Source organism: Thalassotalea euphylliae, from assembly GCF_003390395.1.
Taxonomy (GTDB): domain Bacteria; phylum Pseudomonadota; class Gammaproteobacteria; order Enterobacterales; family Alteromonadaceae; genus Thalassotalea_F; species Thalassotalea_F euphylliae_C.
The window spans coordinates 707,795-724,173 of sequence record NZ_QUOV01000001.1; the positions used below are offsets into that span (position 1 = coordinate 707,795).

Annotated in this window: 17 protein-coding genes; 4 read left to right on the forward strand and 13 right to left on the reverse strand. The window is 43.3% G+C overall.

Annotated features, from left to right (window positions below; genetic code table 11):
* Positions 1 to 262 precede the first annotated feature (262 nt).
* Together DXX92_RS03015 and DXX92_RS03020 are read left to right on the forward strand one after the other, a co-directional pair.
* Entirely contained in the window at positions 263 to 2,404 is a 2,142-nt protein-coding gene (locus DXX92_RS03015; protein WP_115999082.1) for an alpha-galactosidase, read from the forward strand.
* Between the two features lie 201 nt (positions 2,405 to 2,605).
* Entirely contained in the window at positions 2,606 to 3,352 is a 747-nt protein-coding gene (locus DXX92_RS03020; RefSeq protein WP_115999083.1) for a SapC family protein, read from the forward strand.
* 136 nt (positions 3,353 to 3,488) lie between these two features.
* Here the strand turns inward: DXX92_RS03020 and DXX92_RS03025 are convergent, their stop codons facing one another.
* The 6 genes from DXX92_RS03025 to DXX92_RS03050 all read right to left on the reverse strand — a co-directional run bounded on the left by DXX92_RS03025 (position 3,489) and on the right by DXX92_RS03050 (position 9,184).
* On the reverse strand, positions 3,489 to 3,884 hold the full coding sequence (locus DXX92_RS03025) for a VOC family protein (RefSeq protein WP_115999084.1): 396 nt from the start codon (positions 3,882 to 3,884) through the stop codon (positions 3,489 to 3,491).
* 31 nt (positions 3,885 to 3,915) lie between these two features.
* Positions 3,916 to 5,343, reverse strand: coding sequence for an SLC5 family protein (locus tag DXX92_RS03030; RefSeq protein WP_115999085.1), 1,428 nt, complete (start codon positions 5,341 to 5,343; stop codon positions 3,916 to 3,918).
* 444 nt (positions 5,344 to 5,787) lie between these two features.
* On the reverse strand, positions 5,788 to 6,720 hold the full coding sequence (locus tag DXX92_RS03035; protein ID WP_115999086.1) for an SMP-30/gluconolactonase/LRE family protein: 933 nt from the start codon (positions 6,718 to 6,720) through the stop codon (positions 5,788 to 5,790).
* Positions 6,720 to 7,322 carry a 2-dehydro-3-deoxy-6-phosphogalactonate aldolase gene (locus DXX92_RS03040; protein ID WP_220347620.1) on the reverse strand — a complete coding sequence of 201 codons (603 nt, stop codon included), beginning with the start codon at positions 7,320 to 7,322 and terminating at the stop codon, positions 6,720 to 6,722. Before DXX92_RS03040 ends, DXX92_RS03035 begins: the two co-directional genes overlap by 1 nt.
* 115 nt (positions 7,323 to 7,437) lie before the next feature.
* Positions 7,438 to 8,403: a 2-dehydro-3-deoxygalactonokinase gene (locus DXX92_RS03045; RefSeq protein WP_115999087.1), complete on the reverse strand. Its 966-nt coding sequence runs from the start codon at positions 8,401 to 8,403 to the stop codon at positions 7,438 to 7,440.
* Between the two features lie 16 nt (positions 8,404 to 8,419).
* A complete protein-coding gene (locus DXX92_RS03050; protein WP_115999088.1) occupies positions 8,420 to 9,184 on the reverse strand; it encodes an SDR family NAD(P)-dependent oxidoreductase in 765 nt (254 codons plus the stop codon).
* A gap of 363 nt (positions 9,185 to 9,547) precedes the next feature.
* Here DXX92_RS03050 and DXX92_RS03055 point away from each other — a divergent pair, with 363 nt between their 5' ends.
* Positions 9,548 to 10,258, forward strand: coding sequence for a FadR/GntR family transcriptional regulator (locus DXX92_RS03055; RefSeq protein ID WP_115999089.1), 711 nt, complete (start codon positions 9,548 to 9,550; stop codon positions 10,256 to 10,258).
* A gap of 217 nt (positions 10,259 to 10,475) precedes the next feature.
* A complete protein-coding gene (locus tag DXX92_RS03060; protein ID WP_115999090.1) occupies positions 10,476 to 11,033 on the forward strand; it encodes an NAD/FAD-utilizing enzyme in 558 nt (185 codons plus the stop codon).
* A 189-nt stretch (positions 11,034 to 11,222) separates the two neighbouring features.
* Here DXX92_RS03060 and murA read toward each other — a convergent pair whose 3' ends face one another.
* The 7 genes from murA to mlaF all read right to left on the reverse strand — a co-directional run bounded on the left by murA (position 11,223) and on the right by mlaF (position 15,946).
* On the reverse strand, positions 11,223 to 12,485 hold the full coding sequence (murA, locus tag DXX92_RS03065) for a UDP-N-acetylglucosamine 1-carboxyvinyltransferase (protein WP_115999091.1): 1,263 nt from the start codon (positions 12,483 to 12,485) through the stop codon (positions 11,223 to 11,225).
* A 68-nt stretch (positions 12,486 to 12,553) separates the two neighbouring features.
* The gene (locus DXX92_RS03070; protein WP_115999092.1) at positions 12,554 to 12,811 is read right to left on the reverse strand and encodes a BolA family protein; all 258 of its coding nucleotides are present in this window, start codon (positions 12,809 to 12,811) and stop codon (positions 12,554 to 12,556) included.
* Between the two features lie 17 nt (positions 12,812 to 12,828).
* Positions 12,829 to 13,125, reverse strand: a complete 297-nt coding sequence (locus tag DXX92_RS03075) for an STAS domain-containing protein (RefSeq protein ID WP_115999093.1) — start codon at positions 13,123 to 13,125, stop codon at positions 12,829 to 12,831.
* Positions 13,126 to 13,130: 5 nt separating this feature from the next.
* Positions 13,131 to 13,781 carry an MlaC/ttg2D family ABC transporter substrate-binding protein gene (locus DXX92_RS03080; protein ID WP_115999094.1) on the reverse strand — a complete coding sequence of 217 codons (651 nt, stop codon included), beginning with the start codon at positions 13,779 to 13,781 and terminating at the stop codon, positions 13,131 to 13,133.
* Positions 13,782 to 14,252 (reverse strand): outer membrane lipid asymmetry maintenance protein MlaD, encoded by a 471-nt coding sequence (gene mlaD, locus DXX92_RS03085; protein WP_115999095.1) that lies wholly within the window; start codon positions 14,250 to 14,252, stop codon positions 13,782 to 13,784.
* A 110-nt stretch (positions 14,253 to 14,362) separates the two neighbouring features.
* Positions 14,363 to 15,139: a lipid asymmetry maintenance ABC transporter permease subunit MlaE gene (gene mlaE / locus DXX92_RS03090; RefSeq protein ID WP_115999096.1), complete on the reverse strand. Its 777-nt coding sequence runs from the start codon at positions 15,137 to 15,139 to the stop codon at positions 14,363 to 14,365.
* A 3-nt stretch (positions 15,140 to 15,142) separates the two neighbouring features.
* A complete protein-coding gene (gene mlaF, locus DXX92_RS03095; protein WP_115999097.1) occupies positions 15,143 to 15,946 on the reverse strand; it encodes a phospholipid ABC transporter ATP-binding protein MlaF in 804 nt (267 codons plus the stop codon).
* Positions 15,947 to 16,379 lie beyond the last annotated feature (433 nt).

Below are 16,379 nucleotides of genomic sequence, written 5' to 3' on the forward strand. Positions count from 1 at the left end.
AGTGTTCAAATGTTATTCTCAAAAACACCAAATTAATTTATATTACAAATACTACAATAAGTTGGTTTTTTCAATAAAATAAACCATCCTTAAGCCACCCAAATGATGAAGTAAAATCGCTACTATTATTTGAGTTAGTGGTTATTTGTTTGCAGTTATTTAGTTTTAGGTATCGATTAAATAGTCTCATTATCAAATAGCCAAAGAGATCATCAGCAGCCAGACGAGTAGTTTAGCTACATGGCAGTGAAAGAGCATAAATATGAACAACACACCTACTCACATTCATTTAGCAGGGCAACGTAGCAGCATTATTATTAATGTTAGCGAGCGCACTCCGCGTATTAGTTACTATGGTAAAAAGCTATCAACTCAGTCTTCTGGACAGATGATCGAGATGCTAGCAACACGTCAAGAAGCCAAATGTGCTGTGGTTGAAGAGCCGCCTATTGCATTAACGCCAACCTACGGCAGCGGTTTTACCGGACATGTTGGGCTTGAAGTCAGCAATAATGACGACGCTTGGTCTTTTTGCGGTGACATTAGCGCTGTTGAGCAAATTAATGAACATCAAGTGGCCATTGCAACCACTGACAATGATCGCGGTTTGTCGTTACTTCATGAGTTAAGACTATGCCCTAAAACCGATGTAATTGAGTGCTCGACGTCACTTTTTAACAATAGTGACAGCCCGCTTGATGTTACATGGTGTGCTGCGCCAACTTTCCAAGTACCTGCAAATTATACAGAAATCATGGCGTTTGAAGGTCGTTGGTCAAATGAATTTCGCCGCCAGCACATTTCTCGTTTCCTTGGCAACTTTGTACGTGAAAACCGCAAAGGTAAAACCTCGCACGACAGCTTTCCAGGGTTGATTATGCACAAAGCGACAACAGCTGAACACCAAGGTGACTGTATTGGTTTTCACTTAGGTTGGAGTGGTAATCACAAAGTGATGAGCGAATTGTTGGCAGATGGCCGTGGCTTTGTCCAAATGGGCGAGTTGCTGTTACCAAGCGAGCTAACACTGGCACCTGGTGAGTCTTATCAGTCACCTAAGTTATATGCCTGTTACTCAGATGCCGGCTTTAATGCGATGTCGGCTAGCTTTCATACCTTTGTGCGCGAGCAATTGTTGAGTGACAAGGTGATCAATAAACCACGCCCAGTTCACTACAACACATGGGAAGGTATTTATTTTGATCATGACACCGACACGCTAGCAGAGCTGGCAAAACAAGCAGCAGAAATAGGTGCTGAGCGTTTTGTGCTTGATGACGGCTGGTTTAACGGCCGCCGCGGCGACTATGCAGGACTAGGGGATTGGTTTGTTGATAAAGAAATTTATCCTGAGGGTTTGCAGCCTTTGATTGATCAAGTACTGGCAACCGGCATGGAATTTGGTATTTGGTTTGAGCCAGAAATGATTAACCCTGATAGTGATTTGTATCGCAACCATCCTGATTGGGTACTCCAAACACGCGGTAACCCACAAATTGGCTTTAGAAATCAATACGTGTTGGATCTTAACAACTCTGCGGTGTGTGATTACTTGTTTAAGTGTATCGATGATATTTTGGTGGAATATCCAGATATTAGTTACATCAAATGGGATATGAACCGCGATGTGAACCAACCGGGTAATGGTCAAGGTAAACCTGCTATTCACCAGCAGATGCACGCTTTATATGCGCTAATTGATCAGCTTCGCGCTAAACACCCTAAGGTTGAATTTGAAAGCTGCTGTTCAGGTGGTGGTCGTGTTGACTATGGTATTTTGGCGCATACGGATCGAGTTTGGACATCAGACTCCAACGATGCGTTAGATCGTTTAGAAATTCAAAAGGGCTGCTCATATTTCTTCCCATCCAATGTGATGGGAGCGCATGTTGGCCCACGAGATTGTCACATTACTGGCCGTCGCGTTAATATCGAAATGCGTGCTGCTGTGGCTATGTTTGGTCATATGGGCATTGAAATGAACCCGCGCGAGCTAACTGAGCAAGAGCGCACGAGCTTAAAAGCGGCGATTGCACTGCATAAGGCACATCGTGAGTTAATCCATCAGGGACAGTTAATTCGCCTTGATACCGACGGAAATTCTATCGAATTTGGTATTGTTAACGCTGATAAGTCTGAAGCGTTATTTGCGTACAATAGCGTTGTTGAGCCACTGCGTTATATGCCTAATCAGTTTATGTTTAAAGGGTTAGATGCGCACAGCCAATACAAGCTTGACCTTGTTTGGCCAGCTAAACGCGAAGACTTCAAAGAGTACTCTGAGTCAATTTTAGATAAAGCGCTAGGACAAACCTTTAGTGGAGAACTGTTAATGGAACACGGTATGCAAATGCCGGTATTGTTCCCGCAAAACTCTTTGGTCTTCAAGTTAACAAAAGTTTAAGTTAGCGAGAGTCTAAGTTAACGAGCGCCTGATTAGATAAACTAAATTGGATTAAAAATAGCCTGATTGTTCAGGCTATTTTTATTTGAACCTGCTCATTTTTTAGCTTTACACTTGCGGCTAACTCGTTAAGCTAAAAATAACTAGCTAACAGTAACCAGCCAACAATGATACCAATCATAACAACAAGAAGGTAAGCCAATGTCCGATTTCCAACCAGTCAAACCCGAGCAGCATCAGCAGTTAAAACTCGACCCTAGCCTAGATTGGGAATTTATTGCTAGGCAACACCAGCTTGAAGTTACGGTCACAGAAGCGCAACAAGCAGCGTCGAGCTTTCCACTATTCTTTATCAAAAATAGTGAAACTGGCACCACCTCAATTGCGGCAATCACGTCCTTTGTGATGGACTCAAATGTATTGACCGATGACAAGGGCGAGCATCAGCTGGCATATGTTCCGCTTGCTGCTAGCTTGCGTCCTTTTGCTCTAGGTATTGACCCAGATAACGATAAGAACATTATTCCCTACCTAGATCTCGCATCTAGTTTAGTCAGTGAATCGCAAGGTGAAGCGCTATTTAATGATGGTAAAGCTACGCCATTTTTTCAGCGTTATAACCAACAGCTAGAGCAGTTTTATCTTGGCCAGTTAGAAACAGGCAAGTTTATTAAAGCGCTTGAAGCGCTAGATCTTATCCAACCAATAGAGCTTGAAATTACGATTCCCAGTGGCAAGAAGAGCACCTTGAAAGGGCTTTGTCACTTAAATGAAAAAGCCCTTAATGCACTCGCTGAACAAGATCAGCAAAACTTATTAAACCAAGGGTATTTTGCTGCCATTTTTGCGATGTTATCGTCAATGACACAGCTTAATCGTTTGATTCAAGGTCATACTAAATTGGGTGAACCAATTTCGGGTATCAATATCGTGCCTGTAACGGCTTAAACGAAGAAAATAATGCTACAAAATAGTGGCAGGGAAAAAGTGAAGAACAACGAGTAAGAAAAACGAGTAAGTTGCCTTACTCGTTTTTTATAAAGTGTTTAGTTTTATGTATAAAGTCAGGGTAACTTGAAGCTAGCTATGCGCTCAGCTCGATTAAATCCCACCGATTACCATACAAATCTTTAAAGATAACCACAGTACCATAGGTCTCGTGGCGAGGCTGCTCACAAAATTCAACACCTGCTTGCTGCATTTCAGCATACTTCTGCTCAAAGTTATCTGTTTGCAATATCGCAAGTACGGCGTCACCTGCTTGCTTGCCGATAGCGCTTTGCTGAGCGTAAGTTTGTGCTTTATGCAATATCAGCTTTAACCTACTGTGCTCGCTTGGGCTAACGGTTAGCCAGCGGTGATCTTCCATTTGCACATCACCGCTAACTACAAAACCTAACTTTTCGATATAGAAATCAAGGGCCGTTTGGTAGTCACCAACGAGTAAATTAATCGCTGAAACTTGTTGTTTACTTGTCATTGTTGCTTACCTGTTATCACTACCACAGCAATTAGGCTGTTTGCTGGCGAGCGAAAGAAACTTTATTGCCAAATACCAAGCGGTTGGTGGCTAGTGCCACACCAACGCAAGCAAATAAGGTAATACACATCATATGAATGTAGTGGAACGGTGCCCAAACAAACACAAAGAAAGCATATAACAAGGTGCCAAAGACAACTGCGATAATCGCGGCGCGAGCATCAACATCTTTAAAAAGCAGGCCAACAATAAAGGTCGAAAGAATAGGCATACTGAGTAGGCCATAAAGTTCTTGAACCGTATTGATAATACTTTCTTGGGCGGCGTAAACCGGTACTAGCGCTAATGCAATGCCAACAAATACAATGGTAATAATTGCATTGAGCTTACCGACATTAGCATCTTTGTTGACGTAAGCCTCGTGAATATCACAGCAGTAAAGCGCAGCAGAAGAGTTCAAAATACTGTTGAATGTTGTTAACACGGCGGCGGCAATAGCTGCAGCAAAAACACCAGATAACCATACAGGTAAAACATCCGCCGCTATGGTGCCATAAGCGGCATCGCCAATATCGCCGTAGAGTTTATATGAAACGATACCTGGCACCACAATCATTGGTGGCACAATTAATAAACGTATAGCCGCAGCTGAAAATACGCCCTTTTGCGCTTCTTTCAGATTTGGTGCTGCCATTGCCCGTTGGGTAATCGTCTGGTTTGTACCCCAATAAAAGGCTTGAATAAATATCATCCCCGTTAGCAGTACATGCCAAGGGAGTGGAGAGTCATCACCACCTATCATGGTCAGGCGCTCGGTAGGAATTCCAGAAAAATCAAAGTCTATGGCAGCAACTGCAAGGTAAACAATTAACATACCCATGCCAAGCAATAAAATACCGCTGTAGGTATCTGAAACTGCAACGGCGCGCAAACCACCAAATACTGCGTAACAGGCGCCCACCAACGCAAAGCACACAGCCAAGAACATGATACTTAGCTCAGTGCCAAATAGTGACTTCATAAATAATGAACCACTGTATAGCACTGCGGGTAAGAAAATGAATACATTACCTAATAGGAATAGGGCGGCAATTACTGCGCGAATATTCTTATCACCATAGCGTTTTTCGAGTAACTCTGTGGTCGTTGTGCAGTTATTTTTGTAATAAACAGGTAAAAAGACTTTAGCAAGTATGATCAACCCGATAACTGCAGCAAACTCCCACCATGCGAGCAACGCCATTTGGTTACCATTCATGCCAATCAACTGATCAGTACTTAAGTTGGTTAGCGTGATAGAGCCAGCAACAAACATCCAAGATAAACCGCCACTGGCAAGAAAGTATTCTTTGTTAGAATCGCTTGAGCGGGCGTGACCAGCACATTTTAGATAGGTAGCGAAAGCAATTAGTGCAGTAATTCCGAAAAACACTATGACCTGTATGGCTTGTGCTGACATTCTTGATTCCTCTTAGACACTGGGCTAGCGCTAACCAAGAGATTGCTCTGGATAATCAGGGCAGGCTTAGGGCTATACACGCTTGGCATTTCACCTTATTTCGATATCAAGAAAGACTCTAGCTTCAATATGGTTTAGCGTTTAAGTCTTTAATTTATCAATGAGTTATTGCTATTTTTAGTGGTGAAAAAAGCTATGTATCAGCTAGCTTTAGTAGATAGTTGCTTTATTTGTATTATATATACTATCTTTATTTTTGCGCGTTTAAAACCGCTTCTTGGATAATTATCTTCTGCCTTACCTTGTAATAAATGGCAATAAAGTTATCGGCTCTGATCTAAACAGCACTGGCATAAAAACTCTGGTATAAACTGTTTACTTGCTTTGATTCGCCTTGAATGGCTTTAAAGCTTTTTAATATTCAGGAAACAGAGCCAATTCTTATCATTGAACGGGCACTGCAACATCGTCAACATTTGCATAAACCTCGTCAATGCCAATACTTTCATCTAACTGGTAGATAAAAATATTGCCTGCCTCTGGCTCTCTGTCGAGTTGTTGTTTAGTTAGTTCATCGCGAGCACTAGTGACAGCGAGCAAGTTGCGATTTGGGCCGCCTATGGCAACACAAGTCGGCTGAGACACTGGTAAATCCAGTTGTTGTATTACTTGGCCTTGTGGTGAGTATTGAACCACACGGCTACCACCCCATTGGGCAGACCACAGGTTACCATTTTTATCAATACAGGCACCGTCTGGGTAGGCGCCAGCTTCGGTTTTTGCAAAAATTTGTTCGTTGGTTAATTGCTGGTCTGCTGATAACTGATATTGGTAAATAATGCCTGTTGGTGAATCGCCATGATACATAGTTTTACCATCAGGGCTAAAACACAGTGAATTGGATATCTTGATACCTGTTTTTTTGGGGCTGAGTTGAAATGACGACGACTTTTGCTCAAGCTGAAAAAGGCTAGCGTTTTTATCACTCTGATGAGCGCTTTGGTGCTCTTTTTCGACATTTTTTTCGACCATGCCTCCAACCCAAAATCTACCGCTGCGATCCAATCGACCGTCATTGAGGCGATGGCCTTGGTTGGCGGTGTCTAAATGGGCAAGCCAGTTGATTGTTCGGCTAGCTAAATCATACAGGGCGATACCCGATGCAAACGCGACTAATAGTTGCTGAGGTTGTTTGGTAAATGCGAAGCAGCCGACTCGCTCCGGCATGCAGTAGCATTTGAGATGGCCATTTCGGAGCTGATATTCATACACCTTGCTGGTTTGAATATCAGTCCACCACAACGACACCTGCTCTGGGTGCCATAACACGCCTTCTGCTAATTGATTTTCTACAGCTAAAGTTTTGATTAATTTCATTAAAGCAAGGTTAGCTTATGTTCGATTTGCGACAGGCTATCACCTTGGGTGTAGAGTTGGCTACCAATGCCGACTGCTTTAGCGCCTGCATCAAGCCATTGCTGACGATTTGCTAACGACACGCCACCGACTGCAATAAGTGCACATTCTTGGGGTAATACCGTTAGTAATGCTTTGATATGTTCAACGCCATAAGTTGCGGCAGGAAATACTTTAAGTGCAGTAGCCCCTGCGTTGTAGGCTTGGAATGCTTCGCTGACCGTGGCAATTCCCGGAATGCTGATCATGTCTAATTCAAGTGTGTAATCAATAACCCCAGTATCACCATTGGGTGAAATAATAACTTGGCCACCAGCGTTCTTTACTTGCTCAACTTGATTGATATTAATCACAGTTCCAGCGCCAATTAAGCAATCTGAAGGCAGGTGCTCGCGCAGTAAAGTAATACATTCGAGCGCCTCTGGTCGGTTTAATGGCACTTCCATCACTCTGATGCCGTGTCGATATAACAACTGGCCAACCGCGATCGCACTTGCTTTATTCAAGCCACGTAAAATGGCTATTATCGGGTTGCTTGGTATCCACCCATTGATTGTATTCACCTGACACCTATTTTGTTCATTGTTGCGCTCTTCGCTTAGCTACTTTACTTGGCTATCTCACTTGGCTGCTTCGTTTGGCTAGTTGGTTTAGCTATTTGATCTTGTAAGAAAGCAATTAAACACTGGACGGCGAGCCGACTAATAGCTGTTGATACACTGATGCGAACCCTGCCAGTGTAATTGCTTCAACGTCGTATCGTGTTGTTGCTATCTGTTGCATGATTAATACTTCGCTAAACCGTTGACTGAGCGTGTTACTACCAATAATGCTTACGGAGTTAAGTTGTTCAAACGACCATTCGGTTGCATTGATTGCCGCTCTGACGTCACTGCCAATAAGCATGCCGGATAAATATGAGGTCGCATGCTCAGGCGCAAGTTCTTTGAATAGCTGTTTACTACGAGCACTAAATAAGCCATGGATAAAGCTACCTAGTGCACTTGCTAGCGTATATTGGGCACCAGAGGCAAAGGCGTGGGGGCAAAACTCCCCATGTGCATCTTGAATTAATACACTGTGGTGACACAAAAGATCATATAGCTCGCCTGTCATGGCGGTTTTAAACAGCTTTACTTGTCCATCATCAACTAACACCCACTTGGTGTGTGTGCCTGGTAAGCAGATTAAGTGCTGCCCTTGTTGATGCGCTTGGTCTTGCGCCAACCAGCCAAGCACTTGTAATTCTTCACCACGCATAACGTCGCGATGGTTATTTTCATGGCTGCAGTGTAGCCCTGGCACTATGGATAGTTGCTGATCGCGGCAGGTAAAGTGTAAACACGATTGTGCAACCATATTAGGTGAAATAGGGCAGGGTAAATAAGTGGTTTCTTGCCAGCCTATGCTTGAGCCAATTTGCCCAGCCATAATAATCGGCAAATGTTGATAGTGTGCCTGCCATGGCGCAATGCAATTAAACAGCTCTTGTTCGAAGCCATGGGTGACTTTAGTGACGCCACGCGCATAACTTGTGGCTAGCAGTCTGAGCGAATTATCCTGTCTGTATTGACATAGATAAGCTCGCAAATGACTAGTTCCCCAATCAATGGCAATGAGATCTGCATGTTCAATGCTGTCCATATGTGTTGCACCCACCCTAAGTACGTCCACCATCAATCGTGATTGATTGACCAGTGATCATTGCACTATCGTCAGACGATAAGAACATCGCTAACTTCGCCACTTCAGAGGGCGCTATTCTTTTCTTGATTGCCATTGCTGCCATCCATTGCTTTTCTTGGCGCTCGCTAAGGTAAGAGGCCAGTTGTTTATCGGTTGCTATCCAGCCGGGTAAAATCGCATTAACGCGAATGTTGTAGCGACCGTAGTCTTTGGCTAACGATTTTGTCATGCCAATAAGGCCGGCTTTTGCTGTGGTGTAGCCAACCATATTTTTCGGGCCAATCAGTGCGTTGATTGAACTAAAATTAAGAATTACGCCACTTTTTTGTTTACGCATTTGTTCGAAAACAGCTTGTGCAGCATAAAATGCCGCATCTAAGTTTATTTGCATGCATGATTGCCAATCTTGTGGACTGACATCTTGTGGCCTATGGCGCATATCATTGGCAACATTGTTTATCAGTACATCCATGCCACCCAATGCTTCAGTTGCACTGGCAATTGCATGGGTAAGCTCAGGTTGTACAGTCACATCAACTACCTGAAACCAAAGCTGTTGGTGAAAGCTTGATAATTTTTCAAGCAACAATTGGCCAGCTTCTTCATTGATATCAATAAATGCAACGTAAGCGCCTTGTTCGACAAAAGCTCGAACCATCGCTGCACCAATGCCAGAGGCACCGCCAGTGATAAAAATACGCTTGTTGCGCAAACTCAAGTACTGGGTTGAAGTAGACAATATAACTTCCTAATAAGTAAGCACTAATAACACTTTAGCGAATTTTATATCAGGTGCAAACCGCACCGCAAAAACAGGTGGCCCAATGACAAACGCAAATTTCACGTGTTCGTTATTTAATCAATAATATGTTATATACTATTATATTAATAATAATAAAAAGCAAAACGCTGCGAAACAACTCACAATTGTTTATGTTAAAAAAGAGTAACTAACTGGCTATCGCGTGCTAAGGAAAAGCAGTAGTATATATTTATCAGGCATAAGAACGCAGACTATAAAACCTTTTAGTTGCAACAATAAAAAGTGGTGAATATGGCAATTGCACTACCGCCATTAAAACCTTAGAAGCAAGAGAATGTGATGAGAAGTAGCCCTAAACACAATTTAACCCATCAATTAACACATAACCTTGGCATGGCAATCGTTAAAGGTGACTACCCTGTGGGATCAGGGTTGCCTTCTGAAGCTGACCTTTGCTTGCAATATGATGTTAGCCGCAGTGCGACGCGTGAAGCGGTTAAAATGCTGTCAGCAAAAGGACTGATATCTTCTCGTCCTAAACAAGGTATTCTAGTATTGCCAGAAAGCAGCTGGAATATGTTTGATACAGATGTACTGAGTTGGATTTTAAACAGTAAGCCTTCATTGACTTTACTTAAAGAATTTACGCAAGTTAGGGCTGCAATCGAGCCCGAAGCCGCTGCTCTTGCCGCTTTAAATGCCAGTGACGAGCAAATAGCAGAGATTGAAAAAGCGCTATCTCGTATGGCAGATGCGGATAAAGGCTTAGATGACCCGCTTGATGCAGATATCGCCTTCCATACGGCCATTCTACTGGCCAGTGGTAACCGCTTTATCGCTCAGCTTACTGATTTTATTGGGACTGCACTTCGAGTGAGTATTCGCTATACCAATCGCATTAAAGGAGTTCCCGGGGCAGATGTACAAAAGCACGCTGACATTTTTAATACCATACAAACGCGAAACCCTGAACAAGCAAGAGAATGTGTGAGCACTATTTTAGATGAAGCGCTCTCCTTGATTGATTCTCAGCTTGATCCTCAACCTTAACTGTCCCCTTCCCAAAGTTACTAATAATGTAGCAGCACAATCATGCTGCTATAATTTTATTACTGCATTGGCATCAGTAATGATCTGCCACGCAAACAAGAAACGTAGTTAACCTGTGTCCTAGATGTACTTCGCGTATGTAAGTAATTGCCAACAATAACGTGCGGTAGTCTGAGTTAGGCTAATACTTGGCAACACATAAGCTGAGGAATTGATAATGCTTAGACACTACTTTATTAGTGAAAACCTATCTGAGTTAAAAAATCTGCAAAGCGAGTTGACTGAGCAAGGCGTTACCGAGCCGCAAATTCATGTCTTAAGCCATGATGATGCTGCTATTGACGAGCACAACTTGCCTGAAGTTGAATCTGTACTGAAAAAAGACGTTGTTCACTCAACTGAAATTGGTGCGGTTATTGGTGTGATTGCGGCAGCAATTACATTATTCGTTGCTTATTATATGGGCTGGACCGAATCGGCGGCGGGTTGGTTACCTTTCGTCTTATTGGCGATTGTTGTATTAGGCTTTTGTACTTGGGAAGGCGGTTTCATCGGTATTCAGCGCAATAACGTGCATTTTGAGCGCTTTCAAGAAGTGCTAAGAAAGGGCAAACATGTGTTGTTTGTTGATATCGAGCAAAATCAAGAGCAAATGTTAGCCAAGGTGATTAGTCATCACCCTAAGTTACAGCTTGCTGGCACTGGGGAGTCGGTACCGGGGTGGCTGGTAAAAGGGCAAAACGCCTACCAGAGCTTTATGAAGACGATGCCATAGTAATGCATTAAGGCAATTAGTTTCTGGTAATGCGTAATGGAGTAACTAAAGGCATAACTTTTTAGTACTTGGTCAACACATCGCCTTATCGGCGTTGGGTAAGCGTTATACGCTCACTGCTAGTAGGGCACGTGAAAAAAGGCCAGCAATTAGCTGGCCTCAATATAAGCTAGTTAGGTAGCACTTATGTTACAAAGTCTTCACTCGCGTAATGTCTGCCCCAAGAGCTTGTAATTTGTCTTCAATATGTTGATAACCACGGTCGATGTGATAAATGCGGTCAACTTGCGTTTCACTACTGGCCACTAAGCCGGCAATCACTAAGCTCGCTGAGGCACGTAAGTCAGTGGCCATCACTTGTGCACCGTTAAGCTCTGTAACGCCGGTAGTGATTGCCGTGTTGCCTTCTAAAGCGATATTAGCGCCCATACGCTGAAGTTCTGGTACGTGCATAAAGCGATTTTCGAAAATTGTCTCGGTAACGTGAGCCGAACCTTCGGCAAGTACGTTAAGGGTGACAAATTGCGCTTGCATATCGGTAGGAAAAGCTGGGTGTGGTGCGGTTTTAACATTAACGGCTTTTGGGCGCGTCGTCATGTTCAACTCGATCCAGTCATCACCTGTGGTTATATTTGCGCCAGCTTCTTGCAACTTACTTAAAACGGCATCTAACGCTTTTGGATCGGCGTTAAGGCATTTTACATGACCTTGGGTGACTGCTGCTGCGACCAAAAATGTGCCGGTTTCAATGCGATCTGCCATGACTCTATGCTGAGTGCCGTTCAGGCTTGGCACCCCTTCAATGGTCAGTGTGTCGCTGCCAGCGCCGCTTACTTTAGCACCCATGGCATTTAAAAAGTCAGCTAAGTCAACAATTTCAGGTTCACGCGCTGCGTTTTCAATAACAGTTGTACCTTCAGCTAAGGCCGCAGCCATCATTAAATTTTCTGTCCCCGTGACGCTGACGGTGTCCATAAAAATAGTTGCGCCTTGCAATCGGCCATCAATTTTAGCCTTGATATAGCCTTGCTCCACGTCAATGGTAGCGCCCATCTGCTTCAAGCCTTGAATATGCAAATCAACTGGGCGAGCACCAATAGCACAGCCGCCTGGCAATGAAACTTCTGCATGGCCAAATTTAGCTAATAAAGGGCCAAGCACCAAAATTGATGCACGCATGGTTTTAACAAGTTCGTATGAAGCTATGTGCTGATCGATTGAGCCGGCAGTGATAGATAGCGTGTTTTCCGCATCCCAACTTACTTGTGCACCAAGCTGTTCAAGCAATTTAATGGTGGTATTAATGTCGTTTAGGCGTGGAACATTTGTGATCTGTACTTTTTGGTCGGTCAAAATACCAGCCATTAAGATCGGCAAGGCAGCGTTCTTTGCGCCAGAGATGGTAACTTCGCCGTGTAATCGGTTACCGCCGTTTATTTTAAAAGAATCCAAGGTGCTATTTCTGTATGTTTCTGTTGAGTCAGTTTCGTTTGTGTCTGATGGCGTTTAAATTGCAAGGACTAAAGCGGAAGGTTAAACATTTTATCTTTCTTCCACTGCTCAGGCGTGAAAGTTTTAACGGTTAAAGCATGAATGCGACCGTCGTTAATGGCCACCGCTAATGGCTTAGAGATTGCTTGCTGTTTTTTGACACGGCTTAGTTCAGCGAAAACTTCTGCGACTGCAATAACCTTACACTGTGAGCCATCAAAGGCCACATGCAATTCATCTAGTTTGATAGCGTCATTAATAAGTTGTTCGATTTCTGAAATTTCCAAAGGTGTCTCCTAGTGGGTTACGCGCTGGGTGATAATAGTAACTGATCTACATCACTAAGTTGTGCCAATTTTAATAAATCTTCTGACAGCTCTGCAAACGATAACTGGGATTTATGGCGTTTTGCTTGCTCAACCAAAAAAAGCAGCCAAGCAAGCCCTGCGGTGTCAACGTCCGTAACCTGCGCGAGATTCACCACCATTTTATCTGTTTTGACAATGTTGCGGTGCGCTTTATTTTTTATCGTCGCGACCGTGTTGCTGGTTAGCTTGCCTTTTAGTTGAGTAACTTGGTTATTGATATCTATAGCTAACATCTGCACTATTGCTCATCTTGCTTAAAAACCACGTCACGTTCTGCTTTTTCTTTCAGCATATCGGTCACATGAGTTAAGCCTTTCTGGCGAATAATACTACTTAATTCCGCTTGTTTACTGTCCAGCAAGCTTATCCCTTCAGCAACCATATCAAATGCTTTCCACTCATTCTTTTTACGGTTTTTGCGCACCTTAAAGGAAATATCAATTGGCTCGCCGCCTGGCTGTAAAACACGCGTATTCACAGCGACAATTTTTTGTTTGTCTAATTTTCGGCCGGGATCGAATTCCACTGTTTGGTCATTGTACAAGGTAAACACTTGTGCATATGAGGTGACTAGGTAGTCTCGAAACACTGGCACAAACGCCTTTCGCTCTTGTTCTGTTGTTTTCTTAATGTTTTTACCAATCACCTTGTATGCCGCATAGCGGTAATCAACGTATGGCAATAGCTCTTCACGAACAACAGCTTTTAGCAAGTTTGGGTTTTCGCGAATCGCTTGTTGCTCGTCTTTGACGCGTTTAAATGTAATTTCAGCTACTTGCTGAATCATTGCATAAGGGTCTTGCTTACTGATTTGTGCATGAACACAGGTCGTAAGCAATAGTGCTGAACACAGCACTGCATTGCTTATTAATTGGATAAATTTTCTCATCTAATCGTCGCTCCCCTGACTAAATAAAAATTGACCGATCAACTCTTCTAATACTAGGGCTGGCTTGGTATCTTCGATAAAGTCACCGGGTACTAAAGTATCTACTGACTCATCAACAAAACCTGGATCTAACCCTAAGTACTGTTCGCCAAGCAATCCCGCAGTTAAAATAGATACGGAGGTTGCTTCTGAAAAGCCTTGGTATTCTGCGAAAATTTCTAAGGTAACAATTGGCGTAAAGTCTTCGCTATCTAACGCAATATTGCTTACTCGACCAATAACTACGCCACCAATTTTGATTGGCGAGCGCACTTTCAAGCCACCTATATTATCAAACTTTGCATATAGCTCGTATGTTTGCCCATTGCCTGAAATACCAGAGTCGGCAACTTTTAGTGCAAGCGCTAATATCGCGGCTAAGCCGAGCGCAACAAATAAGCCAACCAATAATTCTAATTTTTTAGACGTCATGTCTTTCACCTAACCTATCAATAATTCTTTGCAATAATTCTTTGCAACAGTTCTTTTCTTTGCAAAGAATAAATCGAATGCATTTACACCCGAACATTAGCACCCGAACATTAACGCGCGAACATTAGCGCCGTTAATATAAAATCTAAACCTAACACTAGCAGTGATGATTGCACTACGGTAGCAGTAGTCGCGCGGCTGATGCCCTCAGATGTCGGCTCACAATCATAGCCTTTGTAAACGGCAATCCAAGTGACGACAAAAGCAAACACTAAGCTTTTGATAATGCCGTTGAGCACATCTTTTTCAAAATCAACCTGTGCCTGCATAACTGACCAGAAAGTGCCGCCATCAACGCCAAGCCAATCAACACCGACCAAGTGCGCACCCAAAATACCGACCATCGAAAATATGCCGGCAAGCAGTGGTAGGCTGATAAAGCCAGCCCAAAAGCGCGGTGCAATAACGCGGCGTAGTGGGTCTACCGCCATCATTTCCATGCTAGATAACTGCTCGGTCGCTTTCATTAAACCAATTTCAGCGGTTAACGCCGAGCCCGCGCGACCAGCAAACAACAAGGCCGCAACAACAGGGCCTAATTCACGTAATAGTGATAGTGCAACCATGGGCCCCAAGCTTGCTTCGGCGCCGTAGCCGACTAAGATGGTATAGCCTTGTAACGCCAGTACCATGCCGATAAAGGTGCCAGAGACCACAATAATGATCAGTGACAACACGCCCACTGCATACAGTTGATTAACCAGCAATGGAAAACCTTTGCGTGGGTTAGGCACTTGTACAATCGCAGAAAACAGCATCATCACGGCTTTACCTAAGCCCGCAATTATCGCTAGGGTCTTGCGTCCTAATTGGGAAATCGCCTGCATAACTTAACTTTGGCCTCGCAAAATGTCAGAAGAGATAGGTGGCGCATTAAAGTGGAATGGCACCGGACCATCGGCCTCACCTTGCACAAACTGTTTCACTAAAGGTGAAGATTGCTGATGAATTTGCTCAGGTGTGCCATGACCAATAATTTTTTGTTCAGCAATAATATAAATGTAATCAGCTATGCTCATCACCTCTGGCACATCGTGTGAAACCACGATCGAGGTTAACCCTAGTGCGTCATTTAGTGCTTTGATTAACCGAACAATAACGCCCATTGAAATAGGGTCTTGGCCCGCAAATGGCTCGTCATACATAATAAGTTCAGGATCAAGTGCAATTGCGCGTGCTAGCGCAGCGCGTCTTGCCATTCCACCAGACAATTCACTCGGTTTCAATTGGCGCGCACCACGCAAACCAACGGCTTGCAACTTCATCAAGACCATTTTCTCGATGATATGTTCTGGCAATTTAGTGTGTTCGCGAATTGGAAATGCGATGTTATCAAACACTGACATCTCACTAAATAAAGCGCCACTTTGAAACAGCATGCTCATGCGCTTGCGCACATCATACAATGCGTTACGACCGAGCGCCGGAATATTGTGATTGTCGAACAGAATTTGCCCACTTTCTGGCTTGAGTTGGCCCCCAATCAAGCGCAATAGGGTGGTTTTACCGATACCACTTGGTCCCATTATTGCGGTTACTTTTCCTTTTGGGATAGACAAACTGATGTTGTCGTAAATCGTCCTTTCTTCACGTTTAAAGGTAACGTTTTTAATTTCAACCAAAGTCTCTGGCATTAACGCTTTTTACACCAATTTAACAGGAATATAAGTGGCGAATGTTACCTTAGCAGCTAACATTGTTCATCTGAATTTGACAAATTTTTACAGAATAAATGTGTATAAGTGTTTCTATTTAGAACTTTGTAAAGTTTGCGTTCTCAAAGCATGTTAGCTACCCAATGCTGTGGCCTGTTCATAAAAAAGTGATAACTGAACAAAAAAGCAGCAGGTTGTGCGTGAATTTGGCGGTAAATTCATTTTCTTCTTTTTTTTTATCTGCTTAACAGCGACAATTTACTTAGGGGCTGTTGACCTTTGTTTGGATTTTCAGCAATAGGGTATTTTTCGTGGTAACAAAGCAGAATGAACGTTGTTTGGTTGTTCCAAATAAGAGAATTCTAATGAGGTTAGCGCGAAAAAGAGCCATTGCCCTTCGGGCTGAGGCTAA

Coding starts and splice junctions, on each gene's coding strand:
- mlaF (WP_115999097.1), bottom strand. CDS start 15,946: ATGCCAGAGACTTTGGTTGAAATTAAAAACGTTACCTTTAAACGTGAA.
- DXX92_RS03030 (WP_115999085.1), bottom strand. CDS start 5,343: ATGTCAGCACAAGCCATACAGGTCATAGTGTTTTTCGGAATTACTGCA.
- DXX92_RS03055 (WP_115999089.1), top strand. CDS start 9,548: ATGAGAAGTAGCCCTAAACACAATTTAACCCATCAATTAACACATAAC.
- DXX92_RS03080 (WP_115999094.1), bottom strand. CDS start 13,781: ATGAGAAAATTTATCCAATTAATAAGCAATGCAGTGCTGTGTTCAGCA.
- DXX92_RS03060 (WP_115999090.1), top strand. CDS start 10,476: ATGCTTAGACACTACTTTATTAGTGAAAACCTATCTGAGTTAAAAAAT.
- DXX92_RS03020 (WP_115999083.1), top strand. CDS start 2,606: ATGTCCGATTTCCAACCAGTCAAACCCGAGCAGCATCAGCAGTTAAAA.
- DXX92_RS03025 (WP_115999084.1), bottom strand. CDS start 3,884: ATGACAAGTAAACAACAAGTTTCAGCGATTAATTTACTCGTTGGTGAC.
- mlaE (WP_115999096.1), bottom strand. CDS start 15,139: ATGCAGGCGATTTCCCAATTAGGACGCAAGACCCTAGCGATAATTGCG.
- DXX92_RS03015 (WP_115999082.1), top strand. CDS start 263: ATGAACAACACACCTACTCACATTCATTTAGCAGGGCAACGTAGCAGC.
- mlaD (WP_115999095.1), bottom strand. CDS start 14,252: ATGACGTCTAAAAAATTAGAATTATTGGTTGGCTTATTTGTTGCGCTC.
- DXX92_RS03035 (WP_115999086.1), bottom strand. CDS start 6,720: ATGAAATTAATCAAAACTTTAGCTGTAGAAAATCAATTAGCAGAAGGC.
- DXX92_RS03045 (WP_115999087.1), bottom strand. CDS start 8,403: ATGGACAGCATTGAACATGCAGATCTCATTGCCATTGATTGGGGAACT.
- DXX92_RS03075 (WP_115999093.1), bottom strand. CDS start 13,125: ATGTTAGCTATAGATATCAATAACCAAGTTACTCAACTAAAAGGCAAG.